This window comes from Kineococcus sp. R86509, from assembly GCF_042466365.1.
Classification (GTDB): domain Bacteria; phylum Actinomycetota; class Actinomycetes; order Actinomycetales; family Kineococcaceae; genus Kineococcus.
In genome coordinates this window covers 1,781,580-1,797,356 of sequence record NZ_JAXHCE010000001.1, presented here as the reverse complement: position 1 = coordinate 1,797,356, position 15,777 = coordinate 1,781,580, and the positions used below count along the sequence as shown (strand labels likewise).

Annotated in this window: 16 protein-coding genes; 12 read left to right on the top strand and 4 right to left on the bottom strand. The window is 73.8% G+C overall.

What is annotated here, in order from left to right; translation table 11 throughout:
- Nucleotides 1-66: 66 nt before the first annotated feature.
- From rpsI to SJY07_RS08535, 3 genes are all read left to right on the top strand, one after another.
- Nucleotides 67-531 carry a 30S ribosomal protein S9 gene (gene rpsI / locus SJY07_RS08545; RefSeq protein WP_380162235.1) on the top strand — a complete coding sequence of 155 codons (465 nt, stop codon included), beginning with the start codon at nucleotides 67-69 and terminating at the stop codon, nucleotides 529-531.
- 100 nt (nucleotides 532-631) lie between these two features.
- Nucleotides 632-1,996 carry a phosphoglucosamine mutase gene (gene glmM, locus SJY07_RS08540; protein WP_380158411.1) on the top strand — a complete coding sequence of 455 codons (1,365 nt, stop codon included), beginning with the start codon at nucleotides 632-634 and terminating at the stop codon, nucleotides 1,994-1,996.
- Nucleotides 1,997-2,022: 26 nt separating this feature from the next.
- Nucleotides 2,023-3,111 carry a GNAT family N-acetyltransferase gene (locus SJY07_RS08535; RefSeq protein WP_380158409.1) on the top strand — a complete coding sequence of 363 codons (1,089 nt, stop codon included), beginning with the start codon at nucleotides 2,023-2,025 and terminating at the stop codon, nucleotides 3,109-3,111.
- Here SJY07_RS08535 and coaA read toward each other — a convergent pair.
- Complete coding sequence (gene coaA / locus SJY07_RS08530) at nucleotides 3,087-4,067, bottom strand: type I pantothenate kinase (RefSeq protein WP_380158407.1); 981 nt, start codon at nucleotides 4,065-4,067, stop codon at nucleotides 3,087-3,089. The genes SJY07_RS08535 and coaA overlap by 25 nt on opposite strands.
- A gap of 75 nt (nucleotides 4,068-4,142) precedes the next feature.
- Here coaA and glmS point away from each other — a divergent pair, with 75 nt between their 5' ends.
- From glmS to SJY07_RS08495, 7 genes are all read left to right on the top strand, one after another.
- Complete coding sequence (glmS, locus tag SJY07_RS08525) at nucleotides 4,143-5,999, top strand: glutamine--fructose-6-phosphate transaminase (isomerizing) (RefSeq protein ID WP_328294670.1); 1,857 nt, start codon at nucleotides 4,143-4,145, stop codon at nucleotides 5,997-5,999.
- A 65-nt stretch (nucleotides 6,000-6,064) separates the two neighbouring features.
- Nucleotides 6,065-6,418 carry a holo-ACP synthase gene (locus SJY07_RS08520; protein WP_380158405.1) on the top strand — a complete coding sequence of 118 codons (354 nt, stop codon included), beginning with the start codon at nucleotides 6,065-6,067 and terminating at the stop codon, nucleotides 6,416-6,418.
- A gap of 1 nt (nucleotide 6,419) precedes the next feature.
- Nucleotides 6,420-7,847, top strand: coding sequence for an NAD(P)H-hydrate epimerase (locus tag SJY07_RS08515; RefSeq protein ID WP_380158403.1), 1,428 nt, complete (start codon nucleotides 6,420-6,422; stop codon nucleotides 7,845-7,847).
- A gap of 24 nt (nucleotides 7,848-7,871) precedes the next feature.
- Entirely contained in the window at nucleotides 7,872-9,041 is a 1,170-nt protein-coding gene (gene alr / locus SJY07_RS08510; RefSeq protein WP_380158401.1) for an alanine racemase, read from the top strand.
- On the top strand, nucleotides 9,038-10,063 hold the full coding sequence (locus SJY07_RS08505) for an alpha/beta fold hydrolase (protein WP_380158399.1): 1,026 nt from the start codon (nucleotides 9,038-9,040) through the stop codon (nucleotides 10,061-10,063). The genes alr and SJY07_RS08505 overlap by 4 nt, the downstream gene beginning before the upstream one ends.
- A gap of 16 nt (nucleotides 10,064-10,079) precedes the next feature.
- Nucleotides 10,080-10,562, top strand: a complete 483-nt coding sequence (gene tsaE / locus SJY07_RS08500; protein WP_380162233.1) for a tRNA (adenosine(37)-N6)-threonylcarbamoyltransferase complex ATPase subunit type 1 TsaE — start codon at nucleotides 10,080-10,082, stop codon at nucleotides 10,560-10,562.
- Entirely contained in the window at nucleotides 10,559-11,323 is a 765-nt protein-coding gene (locus tag SJY07_RS08495) for an alpha/beta hydrolase (protein WP_380158397.1), read from the top strand. The genes tsaE and SJY07_RS08495 overlap by 4 nt, the downstream gene beginning before the upstream one ends.
- Here SJY07_RS08495 and SJY07_RS08490 read toward each other — a convergent pair.
- Together SJY07_RS08490 and SJY07_RS08485 are read right to left on the bottom strand one after the other, a co-directional pair.
- Complete coding sequence (locus tag SJY07_RS08490; protein WP_380158395.1) at nucleotides 11,253-12,116, bottom strand: hypothetical protein; 864 nt, start codon at nucleotides 12,114-12,116, stop codon at nucleotides 11,253-11,255. The genes SJY07_RS08495 and SJY07_RS08490 overlap by 71 nt on opposite strands.
- The gene (locus tag SJY07_RS08485; protein WP_328294678.1) at nucleotides 12,113-12,565 is read right to left on the bottom strand and encodes a hypothetical protein; all 453 of its coding nucleotides are present in this window, start codon (nucleotides 12,563-12,565) and stop codon (nucleotides 12,113-12,115) included. The genes SJY07_RS08490 and SJY07_RS08485 overlap by 4 nt, the downstream gene beginning before the upstream one ends.
- 79 nt (nucleotides 12,566-12,644) lie before the next feature.
- Between SJY07_RS08485 and tsaB the strand changes: the two genes are divergently transcribed.
- Together tsaB and SJY07_RS08475 are read left to right on the top strand one after the other, a co-directional pair.
- Nucleotides 12,645-13,310 (top strand): tRNA (adenosine(37)-N6)-threonylcarbamoyltransferase complex dimerization subunit type 1 TsaB, encoded by a 666-nt coding sequence (gene tsaB, locus SJY07_RS08480; protein ID WP_380158393.1) that lies wholly within the window; start codon nucleotides 12,645-12,647, stop codon nucleotides 13,308-13,310.
- Nucleotides 13,311-13,373: 63 nt separating this feature from the next.
- Nucleotides 13,374-14,741, top strand: coding sequence for an MFS transporter (locus tag SJY07_RS08475; protein WP_380158391.1), 1,368 nt, complete (start codon nucleotides 13,374-13,376; stop codon nucleotides 14,739-14,741).
- Nucleotides 14,742-14,813: 72 nt separating this feature from the next.
- Here SJY07_RS08475 and SJY07_RS08470 read toward each other — a convergent pair whose 3' ends face one another.
- Nucleotides 14,814-15,770 (bottom strand): squalene cyclase, encoded by a 957-nt coding sequence (locus tag SJY07_RS08470; protein WP_380158389.1) that lies wholly within the window; start codon nucleotides 15,768-15,770, stop codon nucleotides 14,814-14,816.
- Nucleotides 15,771-15,777: the final 7 nt, after the last annotated feature.

Here is a 15,777-nt window from a genome sequence, read left to right as displayed (position 1 = left end):
GCACACCCGGCAAACTGAGCGAGGAGCATCGTGAGCACCGATTTCACCCCTGAGGTCGTCGAGGACATCACCGAGTCCGACGAGTTCACCGGCACGTACACCTCCGAGTCGTCCACCCCGGCGACCGGTGGCAACAGCATCATCGCTCCCGGCGGGGCCACCGGCCGCCGCAAGGAAGCCGTCGCCCGCGTCCGCATCGTGCCGGGTACCGGCAAGTGGACGATCAACGGTCGTGAGCTGGACAACTACTTCCCGAACAAGGTGCACCAGCAGCTCGTCAACGAGCCGTTCCGCGTCACCGCGCTCGAGGGGTCGTTCGACGTCATCGCCCGCATCCACGGTGGTGGCTCCTCCGGTCAGGCCGGCGCGCTGCGTCTCGGTGTCGCCCGCGCGCTGAACGCGATCGACCTCGAGGCCAACCGCCCGTCGCTGAAGAAGGCCGGGTTCCTGACCCGCGACCCGCGCGCCATCGAGCGCAAGAAGGCCGGGCTCAAGAAGGCCCGCAAGGCGCCGCAGTTCAGCAAGCGCTGATCCAGCGCTCAGCGAGTACCGTCACGACGGCCCCGGGAGTCCTCCCGGGGCCGTCGTGTCACGTCCGGCCGCCTGCGGCCGTGTGGGGGAGGAACTAAGGGTGGCGCGGCTCTTCGGGACCGATGGTGTGCGGGGGCTGGCGAACGTCGACCTCACCGCCGACATGGCGCTGGGACTGGCGGTCGCCGCGGTGACCGTCCTGGTCGAACCGGGTGGGAGCGCGCACCCGCGGGCGCTCGTGGCCCGCGACCCCCGCGCGTCGGGGGAGTTCCTCTCCGCCGCGGTCGTGGCCGGTCTCGCGAGCGCCGGGGTCGACGTCCTCGACGTCGGTGTCGTGCCGACGCCGGCGCTGGCCCACCTGGTGGACACCTCCGGCGCCGACTTCGGCGTGATGCTGTCCGCCTCGCACAACCCCATGCCCGACAACGGGTTGAAGATCTTCGCCCGCGGCGGGGTGAAGCTCCCCGACGACGTCGAGGACGCCGTGGAGCACGCCTACCGCGAGGGCGGCGGGCGTCGTCCGACGGGGGCCGCCGTGGGCCGGGTCCACGCGGGACCGGACGTGGAGCAGGACGCGCAGGACACCTACGTCGCGCACCTGCTCTCCACCCTGCCGGGCGGACCGGGGTCGCTGGCCGGGCTGCACGTGGTCGTCGACTGCGCCAACGGCGCCGCCAGCGCGATCTCCCCGCGGGTGCTGGCCGAGGCCGGCGCCACGGTGACGACGCTGTACGCCGCGCCCGACGGGCTGAACATCAACGACGGCTGCGGCTCCACGCACCTCGAACCCCTCACCGAGGCCGTCCTGGCCCACGGTGCGGACATCGGCCTGGCCCACGACGGCGACGCCGACCGCTGCCTGGCCGTGGACGCCGCTGGTCACACGATCGACGGCGACCAGATCATGGCCGTCCTGACCCTGGCCCTGCGCGACCGCGGGCAGCTCGTCGAGGACACCCTCGTCGCCACCGTCATGAGCAACCTCGGTCTGCGCCTCGCGATGCAGCGCGAGGGAGTCACGATGATCGAGACCGGCGTCGGCGACCGCTACGTCCTGGAGGCCCTGAGCGCGGGGAAGTGGAGCATCGGCGGCGAGCAGAGCGGCCACGTCGTCCTGCCCGAGCACGCGACGACGGGCGACGGCGTCCTCACCGGTCTGCACCTGCTGGCGCGGATGGCCGAGACCGGCCGCACCCTGGAGGACCTCGCCGGCGTCGTCCAGCGGTTGCCGCAGGTCCTCATCAACGTCCGCGGGGTGGACAAGTCCCGCGCCGGCAGCGACGCGGAACTGCTCGCGGCCGTCGGCGACGCCGAACGCGAACTCGGCGAGACCGGCCGGGTGCTGCTGCGCCCCAGCGGGACCGAACCCCTCGTGCGGGTCATGGTCGAGGCCGCGCACACCGAGCACGCCCAGGACGTCGCCGGTCGTCTGGCCGAGGTCGTCCGGAAACGACTCGCGCTCTGAACCTCCGGTCTGGCTGACTGGACCGCGTGGAGCTCACCTCGACGACGAACGCCGCCCCCGACCGCGCCACGTGGGCGACGGAGTACTTCGACGACTGGTACGACGTCCTCGCCGCGGCCGAGGCGCAGGACCGCCCCGATCCCTCGACCTGGCGGCGCGGTGAGCTCCGGGCCGAGCTGGAGCGGGGGAGCACGGAGGAGGAGGTCCACCTCGTGCTGGCCCGCGAGGGCGGTGTCCCCGTCGGCGTCGCCGAGGTGCGCTTCACCCTGCTGGACAACACCCGCACCGCCTGGGTCCAGGTCGGCGTCGTGGCGGACCAGCGGCGACGCGGGGTCGGTACCGCGCTGCTGGAGCACGCCCTCGACCTCGCCGAGGCCGCCGGCCGCAGCACGGTGCGGATCTCCGTCGACCGTCCGGTGACCCACCCCGAGGAGACCTGGCCGGGGTCACGCGCCGCGCGGGCCTGGGGTTTCACCCGCGGTCAGCTCGAAGCCCGTCGCCAGCTCCCGCTGCCGGTGCCGCCGGAGCGACTGGCGGCGTTGGCGGCCGCGGCCCGCCCGCACGCGGCGGGGTACCGGCTGCGCAGCTTCGCCGGCTGGGTTCCCGAGGCGGACCTCGACGTGATGGCCGCCCTCACCGCGCGGATGAGCACCGACGCCCCGATGGGTGACCTCGAGGTCGAACCCGAGGTGTGGGACGGTGACCGGATCCGCGAGGTCGAGGCCGCCCGGGCGGCGCAGAGCCGGCACCAGTGGGTGGCGGTGGCCGAGGACCCGGCCGGTGCGGCCGTCGGCTACAGCGTCCTGGTGCGCTCCGACCACGAACCGGAACGGCTCATCCAGCTGGACACCCTGGTGCTGCGCGAGCACCGCGGACACCGGCTCGGGATGCTGCTGAAACTCGAGTGCCTGCGCACCGCACTGGCGGACAACCTTGCGGCGCAACGGGTCTCGACGTGGAACGCGGTGTCGAACACGCCGATGATCGCGGTCAACGAGCAGCTCGGTTTCGTCCTCGACGAACTCGTCGAGGAACTCGAGGCGCCCGTGACCGAGATCCGTCACACCCTGCGGGATCACACCTCGCGGGATCACACCTTGCGCAACCGCACCTGACGCACCGAGTGGTCGGGCCCCTTCTGCAGCACGCAGGTGGCCCGGCCCCGGGTGGGCAGGACGTTCTCGGCGAGGTTCGGACCGTTGATGTCGTTCCAGATCCGGCGGGCGCGTTCCACGGCCTCGTCGTCGGTGAGCGAGGCGTAGCGGTGGAAGTAGGACTGCGGCTTCGAGAACGCCGTCCGCCGCAGTTCCAGGAACCGGTCGACGTACCAGTTCCGCACGTCCTCGCTGCGGGCGTCGACGTAGAGCGAGAAGTCGAAGTAGTCGCTGACCGCGACGCCCTGCGTCCCGTCGGCGCGGACCCGGGCCGGTTGCAGGACGTTCAGGCCCTCGACGATGAGCACGTCGGGGCGGCGCACGACGACCTCCTCGCCGGGGACGATGTCGTACACGAGGTGGGAGTAGACCGGCGCCCGGACCTCGGGGACCCCGGACTTCACCGCCGCGACGAAGCGCAGCAGCGCCCGCCGGTCGTAGCTCTCCGGGAAACCCTTGCGGTGCAGGATCCCGCGACGTTCCAGCTCGGCGTTGGGCAGCAGGAACCCGTCGGTGGTGATGAGCTCGACCCGGGGGGTCTCGGGCCAGTGCGAGAGCAGTTCGCGCAGCACGCGGGCCGTCGTGGACTTGCCCACGGCCACCGACCCGGCGATCCCGATGACGAACGGGGTCCGCGCCACGGCTTCGCCCAGGAAGGTCGACGTCGCGGCGTGCAGCGAACCCGCGGAGCGGTCGTAGAGGGTCAGCAGCCGCGACAGCGGGAGGTAGACCTCCTCGACCTCGCGCAGGTCGACCCGGTCGCCGAGACCGCGCAGCCGGGTGACGTCCTCGGCCGTGAGGGTCAGCGGGGTCGAGGCGCGCAGCGCGCTCCAGTGCTCGCGGTCCAGGACCACGTAGGGGTTGGCGGAGCTCGGGTGTGAGTTCACGGGGACGTGCGTGGGTGCGCCGGTGCTCACCGGCGTGAGGGTACCGGGTGACGCGTCCCGTTCGGGTGACCAGGACTGCGCCGCCCGGACCGTACCCTCGATCCCATGTGCGGAATCGTCGGGTACGTGGGGGCAGCGCAGCACGGGAGCGAGGTCGTCCTCGAAGGGCTGCGTCGGCTGGAGTACCGGGGCTACGACTCCGCGGGCATCGCGGTGCTGACCCCCGGTGGTGTGCAGACCCGCAAGAAGGCCGGGAAGTTGGCCAACCTCGTCGAGCTCCTCGACGCCGACCCGCTGCCCGCGGCGGGCACCGCGATCGGGCACACCCGCTGGGCCACCCACGGCGGCCCCACGGACGGCAACGCCCACCCCCACGTCGGGCAGGGCGGCCGGCTCGCGCTCATCCACAACGGCATCGTCGAGAACTTCGCGACGCTGCGCACCGAGCTGCTCGGGGCCGGTGTCGAGTTCACCAGCGAGACCGACACCGAGGTCGTCGCGCACCTGCTCGCCCGGGCCTACGACGCGGACGCCGCGGGGGACCTGACCGCCGCCATGCGGGCCGTCTGCGCCCGCCTCGAGGGCGCGTTCACGCTGCTCGCGGTGCACGCCGACGAACCCGGCACGATCGTCGGCGCCCGCCGCAACTCCCCGCTGGTGGTGGGGCTCGGTGAGCACGCGAACTACCTCGGCTCCGACGTCGCGGCGTTCATCGCCCACACCCGCGAGGCGCTGGAGCTGGGCCAGGACCAGATCGTCACCATCACCCCCGACGACGTCGTCGTCACCGGCTTCGACGGCTCGCCCAGCCAGGGCCGTCGCTTCCACGTCGACTGGGACGCAGCGGCCGCCGAGAAGGGCGGGTTCCCGTCCTTCATGGCCAAGGAGATCCACGACCAGCCGCAGGCCATCGCCGACACCCTGCTCGGGCGGACCGACGCGAACGGCCGGCTGCAGCTGGACGAGATGAAGATCTCCGAGGCGCAGCTGCGCAGCATCGACAAGATCGTCGTCATCGCCTGCGGGACGGCCGCCTACGCCGGCCAGGTCGCGAAGTACGCCATCGAGCACTGGTGCCGCATCCCCGTCGAGGTGGAACTCGCCCACGAGTTCCGCTACCGCGACCCCGTCGTGTCCGAGCGCACCCTCGTCGTCGCGATCTCGCAGTCGGGGGAGACGATGGACACGATCATGGCCGTCCGCCACGCCCGCGAGCAGGGCGCGAAGGTGCTGGCGATCTGCAACACCAACGGCTCGACCATCCCGCGCGAGTCCGACGCGGCGCTCTACACCCACGCCGGACCGGAGATCGCGGTCGCCTCGACGAAGGCGTTCCTCGCCCAGATCACCGCCTGCTACCTGCTCGGCCTGTACCTGGCCCAGTTGCGCGGCAACAAGTTCGCCGACGAGATCGCCCAGGTCCTCGCGGAACTCCAGGAGATCCCGGCCCAGGTCCGCCAGGTCCTCGACGGGCTGGAGCAGGTCCGCGAGATCGCCCGCTACATGGCCGACACCCGCTCGGTGCTCTTCCTCGGCCGCCACGTCGGCTACCCGGTGGCGATGGAGGGGGCGCTGAAGCTCAAGGAACTCGCCTACATCCACGCCGAGGGTTTCGCGGCCGGTGAGCTCAAGCACGGGCCGATCGCGCTGGTGGAACCCGGGACCCCCGTGTTCGTCGTCGTGCCCAGCCCGCGCGGGCGGGACTCCCTGCACGCGAAGGTCGTCTCCAACATCCAGGAGGTCCGGGCCCGCGGCGCGCGCACCCTGGTCATCGCCGAACAGGGCGACACCGCCGTGGAACCCTTCGCCGACGTCGTGATCCGCATCCCGCAGACCTCGACGTTGCTGTCCCCGCTGCTGGCCGTGGTGCCGCTGCAGGTGTTCGCCTGCGAGCTCGCGACCGCCAAGGGCCTCGACGTCGACCAGCCCCGCAACCTCGCCAAGTCCGTCACCGTGGAGTGACCCCCCGCCGTCGGGCGTCACCCGCCCTCGTGGGACGGTGACGCCCGGCGGAGGGGGATCAACCAATGATCATCGGAGTGGGCATCGACGTCGTCGACGTCGCGCGCTTCAAACGTCAGGTCGAACGGACACCGTTGCTGCTGGAACGCCTCTTCGGCGACGGCGAGCGGAACCTGCCCGCGGAGTCCCTCGCGGCGCGGTTCGCGGCCAAGGAGGCCGTGGCGAAGTCGCTCGGCGCGCCCGTCGGGCTCGTGTGGCGCGACGTCGTCGTCGAACGCGAGGACGGCCACCGGCCGGAGATCATGGTCCGCGGGAGCGCCAAGAAGATCGCCGACGAGGCGGGAGTGTCGGTCTTCCACCTCTCGCTCTCCCACGACGCCGGGATCGCGACGGCCATGGTCGTGGCCGAGAGCCGCTGACGTGATCGCCGCGCACCGCGTCGCCGACGTCCGCGCCGCCGAGCGGGCGACGATGGCCGGGCTCCCCGAGGGCGCGCTCATGCAGCGGGCCGCGGCGGCCCTCGACGTCGAGTGCGCGCGGATCCTGCGCGAGGCGACCGGCGGGGTCAGCGGACGCTCGGTGCTCGTCCTCGCGGGCTCCGGCGACAACGGCGGCGACGCCCTCTACGCCGCGGCCCGCCTCGCCGCTCGTGGGGTCGGGGTCACCGCGCTCACGACCTCCGACCGCGTCCACGACGACTCGCTGCGCTCGGCCCGCCGGGCGGGCGTGCGCACCCGGCCGTGGCGAGCGGGCGACGAGGACGTCTGCGCCGCAGCGGACCTGGTCCTCGACGGGATCGCCGGCATCGGCGGTCACGGTGGTCTGCGCCCGGACTTCGAGGGGCTCAGCGCCCTCGACGGACCGGTCGTCGTGGCCGTCGACGTCCCCTCCGGTCTCGACGCCGACACCGGCGCGCTCACCGGCGAGCTGATGGCCGCCGACGTCACCGTCACCTTCGGCACGGCGAAGCCCGCGCACCTGCTGGCCCCGGCTGCGGCCCGCTGCGGCCGGCTCGTCGTCGTCGACCTCGGCACCTCCCACCACCTCCCGGAACCGGCGGTCCGGCGGGTCGAGCCGCAGGACGTCGCCGCCCGCTGGCGCCGCGCCGCCCCCGGCGACGACAAGTACTCCCGCGGCGTCGTCGGCGTCGTCGCGGGCGGGCCGGACTACACCGGCGCCGCGGTCCTCGCCGTCGAGGCCGCCGTCCGGGCCGGGGCCGGGATGGTGCGCTACCTCGGTCCGCGCCACCCCACCGAACTCGTCCGGCAACGGCGTCCCGAGGTCGTCGCGGGTCCGGGCCGGGTCCAGGCCTGGGTGCTGGGGCCCGGGGTCTCCCCGGACGACCCGGAGCAGCAGGACCGCATCCGCGACGCGCTTGCCTCGGGCGAACCCGCCGTCGTCGACGCCGGCGCCCTCGGCGGCCTGCCCGACACCCTCGGCCCGCAGCACGTCCTCACCCCCCACGCCGGGGAACTGGCCCGCCTGCTCGGGGCCGAGCGGCGCGACGTCGAGGCCGACCCGCTGACCCACGCCCGCCGCGTCCACGAGCGCACCGGGGCCACGGTCCTGCTCAAGGGCTCGGTCACCACCGTCGTCGGCGCGCACGGCGTGTTCACCGCCGCGTCCGCGCCGACCTGGCTCGCCACCGCCGGGGCCGGTGACGTCCTCGCCGGGATCCTCGGCGCAGCCCTCGCGGGTCGCCCCGACGAGGACCCCGCGCAGGTCGCCGCGGACGTCGCGGTGCTGCACGGCCGGGCCGCCGCCCTCGCCTCGGCCGGTGGTCCGCTCGCCGCCCTCGACGTCGCCGACGCCGTCCCCGCGGCGCTCACCTCCCTGCCTGGCTGGTGAACCGTGGGCGGGTACCGTCGAGTCGTGCAACCACGACCCGGGGTGCCCGCGGAGGCCGTCGTCGACCTCGATGCGATCGCGCACAACGTCGCCGTCGTGCGTGAGCAGGTCGGTCGCGGCGAGGTGATGGCCGTCGTGAAGGCCGACGCCTACGGCCACGGGCTCGTCCCCGTCGCCCGGGCGGCGCTCGCGGGCGGGGCGACGTGGCTGGGGGTGGCCCACGTGCACGAGGCCACGGCCCTGCGCGAGGCGGGCGTCGACGCCGACCTCCTCGCCTGGATCCTCACTCCCGGAACGGACCTCGTCCCGGCCGTGCGGGCCCGGGTGGACCTCTCAGTGGCCGCGGTGTGGGCGCTGGAGATGGTCGTCGAGGCGGCCCGCACGACCGGGACGACGGCCCGGGTGCACCTCGAGGTCGACACCGGGATGTCGCGCGGGGGAGCCTCCCCGGCCGAGTGGCCGGCGCTGCTGGACGCCGTGGCCAAGCACGTCGCGGACGGGACCGTCCAGGTCCGCGGGACCTGGGCGCACTTCGCCAGCGCCGACGTCCCCGGTGACCCCTCCGTCCCCGCCCAGCTCGAGGCCTTCGAGGCGGCGCTGCAGACCGCCCGCGACCACGGGGTCGACCCGGGCCTGCGACACCACGCGAACTCCGCCGCCGCGATGTTCGTCCCGGAGTCGCGCTACGACCTCGTCCGCGTCGGCCTCGCCGTCTACGGGCTCTCGCCCGCTCCCGAACGGGCCACCGGGGCCGAGCTGGGGCTGGTCCCCGCCATGACGCTGGCCGCCCGCCTCGCCCACGTCCGCCGCGTCCCCCGCGGGGCCGGTGTCTCCTACGGCCTGACCTACACCGCCGGGGCCGACACCACCCTCGGGCTGGTCCCGCTCGGCTACGGCGACGGCGTCCCGCGGCACGCCTCCTGGAACGGTGCCGGGTCGGGGGAGGTCCTCGTGGCCGGCGCCCGGCGGCGGATCGCGGGCCGGGTCTGCATGGACCAGGTCGTCGTCGACCTCGGCGACGACGTCGCCGCCCCCGGTGACCCCGCGATCGTGTTCGGCCCCGGCCTGGACGGGGAGGCCACCGCCGACGACTGGGCCCAGGCGGCCGGGACGATCTCCTGGGAGATCGTCACCCGCATCGGCTCCCGCGTCCCGCGCCGCTACACCGGCCGGCTCGCCGAGGTGCCCGCGTGAGGGCGGCGCTGCGTCCCGCCCGCCGGCACCGCCCCACGGTGCGCGGCGAGGAACTCCAGTCGCTGACCGGCGAACCCGTCGAGGTCGAGACCGACGACGGGGTCCGGCTGCACGTCGAGGTCGACCCCGCGGACCGCCCGGACGCGCCCACCGTCGTGTTCCAGCACGGCTACGCGCTGACCGCGGACAGCTGGCACTTCCAGCGCCTGGCGCTGCGCGGGCGGTACCGCCTCGTGCTGCCGGAACTGCGCGGGCACGGCCGCTCCGCCCGCGGCCCGGCCGGCCCGGTCACCATCGCCCGCCTCGCCGACGACCTCGGACAGGTCATCGACGCGGTCGCCCCGGAGGGGCCCGTCGTGCTCGTCGGGCACTCCCTCGGCGGGATGACGGTCATGGAGCTGACCGTCCGCCGCCCCGACCTGCTGGACCGCCTCGAGGGGGTCGCCCTCGTCGCCACCAGCGCCGGCGGGATGGCCGCCGTCGACCACGGACTGCCGATGCTCGGCCACCACCTCGTCCGCTGGGCCGAACTGGCCCTGGAACGCGCCGCGGGCCGGACCGACGTGCTCGAACGCAGCCGCCGCGTCGGCGGGGACCTCGAGCAACGTCTCGTGCGGCACTGGAACTTCGCCGGACCGGTCACCCCGGAACTCCTGCGGCTCGCGGCCCGGATGATGGCCGGGACCCCCGTCGACGTCATCGCGGACCTGCTGCCCGCCTTCGGCACCCTCGACGAACGCGAGGCGCTCGCCAACCTCGCCGGTCGTCCCGTCCTGGTGCTCGCCGCCGAACGCGACCTGATGACCCCCGCGGCCCACGGCCGGGAGATCGCCGAGGCCGTCCCCGGCGCCGAGCACGTCCTGGTCCGCGGGGCCGGGCACCTGTTGATGCTCGAGCACCCGAGCGTGGTCACCGCCCGGTTGGAACGGTTGCTGGAGCGGGTCGGGACCCGGCGGGGCCTGCCCGCCGACGAGGTCGTCGTCCCGGTGCCCGCACCCCGCACCCGCCGGAGGCGACGGTGAGCCAGCGGTGAGCGACGTGGAACTCGTCCTGGCCGCCCCGGAGGACACCGTCGCCTTCGGCGCCCGGGTGGGCGGCGCCCTGCGGGCCGGTGACCTCGTCCTGCTCTCCGGGGACCTGGGCGCGGGGAAGACGACGTTCACCCGCGGTCTCGCCGACGCCCTCGGCGTCCGCGGTCCGGTGACCTCGCCGACGTTCGTCATCGCCCGCGTGCACCCCTCCCTCGTGGGCGGGCCGGAACTCGTCCACGTCGACGCCTACCGGCTCGGCTCGCTCGCCGAGGTCGACGACCTCGATCTCGACACCGACGCGCAGGACGCCGTCACGGTGGTCGAGTGGGGCCGCGGGCTCGTCGAGGGGCTCACCGGCGACCGACTCGAGATCGACCTGCTCCGCCCGCACGGAGGGGTTCCCGGCGTCGAGGGCGAGGAACCCGTCGAACCGCGCCGGGTCCGCGTCCGGGCCGTCGGTGCCCGCTGGGTCGGGGTGGACCTCACGTGAACCTCAGCGAGACCACCGACGACGACCGCGTCCGGGGGTTCTCCCGCCGCCACGCCGCACGCCCCCGCGTCGGGGTCCTCGTCGTGCACGGGTTCACGGCGACCCCGCTGACCGTCGCCGGCTGGGCGGAGGAGTTCCACGCGGCCGGGTTCGACGTCGAGGTGCCGCTGCTGCCCGGCCACGGCACCACCGCGCACGACTGCGACGCGAGCACCTGGGCCGACTGGCTCGGTGGGGCCGCGGCGGCCCTGGCCCGGCTGGAGAACGAGTTCGTCGTGGTCGCCGGGATCTCGATGGGCGGCGGCCTCGTGCTGCGGTTGGCGCAACTGCACCCCGACCGCGTCCACGCCGTCGTCCTGGCCAACCCGGCCGTCGGGCTCGACCCGCTGCGGGCGCTCGCCGTCCAGACGCTGGGACGGGTCCTGCCGACCTGGCCCGCGATCGCGGGGGACCTCGCGGACCCCTCGGTGCGCGTCCTCGCCTACGACAGCACCCCGTTGCGGGCGTTGGTGTCGCAGGCCGCGGGCTGGCGCGACGTGCGCCGCGACCTGGCCCGGGTGCGGCAGCCGGTGCTGCTGCTGCGGTCCCGAGTCGACCACGTGGTGCCCGCGTCGTCGTCCCGGACCGTCCTGGCCGGGATCTCCTCCCGCGACGTCACCGAGGTGGTCTACGCCAACAGCTTCCACGAACTCACGTCGGACGTGGACTCGCCGTCGGTGTTCGCGGAATCGGTGCGGTTCGCTCGACGCGTCGGCGGCTGAGGCGTTCCAGGGGGAGGAACGCGGCCCAGCAGACGACCGTCGGCAGGAAGTGGATGCCGAGGGTCAGGTAGGTCGAGAGGTGGAACACCACCACGGCCCCCAGGGCCGCCCAGAGCAGTCGGCGCCGCAGGAAGAGGGCGACCGGGGCGAGGAACTCGCAGCAGAGCACCACCCACTGCACGGCGACGAGGAACTGCGGGACCTCCAGCAGCAGGCGCGACACCGCGTTCCCACGGCGGGTCAGTGCCCACACCGTGACGGCGCCGTCGGCCCACGCCGCGGGGGTCCCGCTGCGGACCCACTTGCTCACCGCGGAACCGGTGTAGGTCATCACCGTGGCGATCTGCACGCACCGCACCGCCCACCCGGCGCTCCGGCTGGGGCGCAGGTCGTCGGCGTCGGCGCGCCCCACGCTCAGCAGCGCGAACACCGCCACGACGATCGCCATGTGGTCGTGGGCGACGTAGCCGAACCCCATGCTCCAGAACACCCAGGGCAGGTAACCGACGGCGGTGCAGACCCATCCGATGTGCCCCAGCCGACGGGTGAGGCTCAGGGCGAAACCCGCGGCCATGAGGACGAGGGCGGTCGTGGCGGTCAGCGACGTCGGCGGCGGCAGGTGCAGGGTGCGCCCGACGATCCCCGGGTGCCAGAACGCGGCGACGTGGACGTGCTGCAGGACGTGGTTCGTGAGCAGCGTCGCGTCGAGGAGGACGAACCCCGCCAGGATCCGGCGCAACCACGCGACCCGGGCGGCCGGGACGGCCGGGACCAGCCAGTCGAGGACCGTCACCGCGACCACTGCGCCAGGACCGTCAGCTCCGGCGCGCCGGAGGCGGTCGCGTCGCGCAGCCGCTGGGAGGAGCGGACGAGCCGCAGCCCGTCCAGCAGCGGGGCCGAGGGGTGCAGGGCCGCGCGGGAGCGCGCGAGGTCGCCCAGGAGTTCCGGGTGGTCGATGACGCGCAGCTGCTGGCTCTCCAGTTCGGAACGGGAGAGCCCGACCGACCCGGGGCTGAGCGCGACCCGCACGACCTCGCCGTCGGCGGTGATGCCCTCGAGGTAGGTGGAGACGACGGTGCCGTCGCTCGCCCGGGGGGTCGCGTACTGCGACAGCGAACCGAGCGGGAACCAGTCGTTGGTGTCGCGCAGCTGCGCGCCGAGCAGGACGGCGAGGCCGACGACGAGGACGAGCACCCGCCACGCCGAACGCGGGACGGACAACCGCGGCGGACCCTCGACCACGAAACCCCCTGCTGCTGCTGCGTTCCCGACCGAGTTGCCGACCGAGCGGCCACTGTAGTGACCCGGCTACCCTGCTCGCGTGCTCCTGCTCGCGATCGACACGGCCACCGCCGGCGTGGCGGTCGCCGTCCACGACGGCGACCGGGTCCTGGCCGCCGCCCGCGCGGGGGACGCGCGCCACCACAACGAGGTGCTCGTCCCCACGATCGCCGCCGTCCTCGAGGAGGCCGGCCGGGAGCGGACCGACGTCACCGACGTCGCGGTGGGGGTCGGTCCCGGCCCCTACACCGGGCTGCGGGTGGGGCTGGCGACGGCGCGCACGCTGGCCCTGGCCTGGGGGGCCCGGATCCACGGGGTCTGCTCGCTCGACGTGCTGGCCGCGCAGGCCGTCGCCGAGGGATTGACCGGGGAGTTCCTCGTCGCCACCGACGCCCGCCGCCGCGAGGTCCACACCGCGCGCTACCTCGCCACGACCGAGGGGGTGCGGCGGACCGCCGGTCCCGACGTCGTCGCCCCGGCGTCGCTGACCCCCGACGTCCCCGTCGTGGGCGCCGGCACGCGGCTCTACCCCGACGTCCTCGGACCCGCCCGGGCCCCCTTCGACGCCGACGGTGCTGCGCTGGCCCACCTGGTCGTCGACACCCTCGCCGGCCGGGCGACGTGGGAACTGCTGCCCCCGGAACCGCTGTACCTGCGACGTCCCGACGCCGTGGAGCCGGGAGCGCGCAAGCGCGTCACAGCGTGACGGAGTACGACTCGGCGTAGCCTGTCGATCGATACAGCGGGAAGTCTCGACGAGGAGGTCTCCATGCCAGCGACGACGCCGGCCGCACCGTCCGGAACCGTGCTCGCCTCGGCCGTCAGCCGGGCGACCAGACGGCTGATGCCGATGATCGTGATCCTCTACGTCGTCGCGTTCCTGGACCGCACCAACGTGGGGTTCGCGACGAAGGGCCTCGAGCTGGACCGCGGCATCTCCACCGCGGCGTACGCGTTCGGGGCCGGGGTGTTCTTCATCGGCTACGCGATCTTCGAGATCCCCAGCAACCTCGCCCTGCAGCGGTTCGGCGCCAAGCTGTGGCTGGCCCGCATCGCCATCACCTGGGGCCTGGTGTCGGCGTCCTTCGCCTTCGTGCAGGGCGAGAAGTCGTTCATCGCCCTGCGTTTCCTGCTCGGGGTGACCGAGGCCGGGTTGTTCCCCGGCATCATCATGTACCTCTCGGAGTGGTTCCCCAACCGCGACCGCGTGCGGTTGTTCGCCATCTTCTACCTGGCCCAGCCGTTCTCGCAGATCATCGGTTCCCCGCTCTCGGGAGTCCTCATCGACGTGGGGAACGCCTCGGCCGGCGGCGTCACCGGGTGGCAGCTGATGTTCGCCGTGGAGGGCGCGCTGGCCGTGATCGCCGGCGTGGCCGCGATCTTCCTCCTGGTGGACTCCCCGGAGAAGGCGACGTTCCTGTCCGCGCCGCAGAAGACGGCCCTGCGCGAGGCGATGGCCGGTGAGGACGAGCTGCGCCGCAGCGACGGGCCCAGCGGGGTGTGGGCGGCCATGCGCAACGGCCGGGTCTGGTACTTCACCGTCATCTACTTCTGCCTGCAGATCGCGGTGTACGGGGTGACGTTCAACCTGCCGGACCAGGTGTCCAGCCTGGTGGGCCGCGACGTCGGCTGGCAGGTCGGGCTGATCGCCGCGATCCCGTGGACCGTCGGCATCTTCGCCTGCTACTTCACCGGCAAGAACGCGGTGACCGTGGCCCGCCGCCGGGTCTGGGGCGCGCTGCTGTTCGTCAGCACCGGGATCTTCGTCTTCGGTTCCGCGTGGGCCGGAGCCAACGGGTACGCGCTGCTGGGCATCCTCTTCATCACGATCGCGGTGTCGTCGTTCCTCAGCATCGGCCCCATCGCCTGGTCCTTCCCGACGGCGTTCCTCACCGGGCCGGCCGCCGCGGCCGGCATCGGGCTCATCAACTCCTTGGGCAACCTCGGGGGTTTCGTCGCCCCGAACCTTCGGGAGGGGATCGTCGGCGCCACCGGCTCCGACGCGCTGGGGATCGCCGCGCTGGGCGTCCTGCCGTTCCTGGCCGCGGTGATGATGCTGGGCACCAAGCGGTTCCGCACGAGTTCCGACCGGTTGCTGGTGGACGTGCGCGGGGAGCGTGCGGACCGCAAGGCCTGACCGGGAGGAGGGGAACGTTCGGCGGCCCGGACCGCCCCGGGAGCCGCCGAACGTTCCCCTTCCCGGACCGCGTCAGTGACGCGCGTCCCACCACTGCAGCACCCGGGTCCCGAGGAACGTGAGCCAGCGCGAAGGTTCCCCGACCTCGCCGTCGACCTCGAACCACGACCGCCCGGGGTGGCGGTGCTCCAGCAACCACGTCCCGTCCCCCCGGCGGTCCGCACGCACGACCTCGACGGCCTCGGCGAGTCGGGGGTCGGGGGCGCCCCCGTCGTGCAGGTTGGCCGCGCGGAAGTAGTCGGTGGCGCTGAGGGCGTTGTACTCCCAGCGCAGCGGGAAGGCGAAGCGGCTCACCCAGGGACCGACGCGTTCGCCGGTCGAGAGCCGGTGCAGCAGCCGGCGCTCCAGCAGGTACTCCTCCCCGGCGTGGCGGGCCGACCGGAGTTCCTCCGACCCTCCGGTGGCCTGCTCGTGGGCCAGCAACCCCTTGAGCGAGTTCAGCGTCGAGTGGAAGGAGGAGCGGGTGGAACCGTCCACCCAGGCGCAGTTCCAGCCGCCGTCGGGCAGTCGGTGCTCCACGAACCACCGCGCGATCCCGGACACGTCGGCGCCGAGCCACGCCCCGTTGGCCAGCGTCCACGCGTTGACGCAGCAGTCGACCTCGCCGCCCCAGTAGGCCAGGCCCTGGTACTCCCAGCGGGAGTTCTCGGCGAGGGCGTCGGCCGTGCCGGTCAACGCCGAGGCGTCCACCCCCCACTCGCGCAGGTCGTTCAGCGCCCACGTCGTGGCCGTCCAGGGTTGTCCGTCCTCCGCGGGGCTCGCGTCCGCCGGGAAGTACGCCCCACCGGCCCACTGCCCGTCGGCGTCCTGCGCGGCCAGCAGGCGCGCGCCGAAACCCTCGGTCGGCACCCGGTCGCGGGTCGCCTCCCAGACCTGCGGTGGAGCGTCGAGCAGGTCGCGTTCGACCTGCCAGCGCAGGGCGGGGTCGGAGTCGAGCAGCCAGTCCAGCGTCGCCCGGGGCAGCACCATGCGCCCA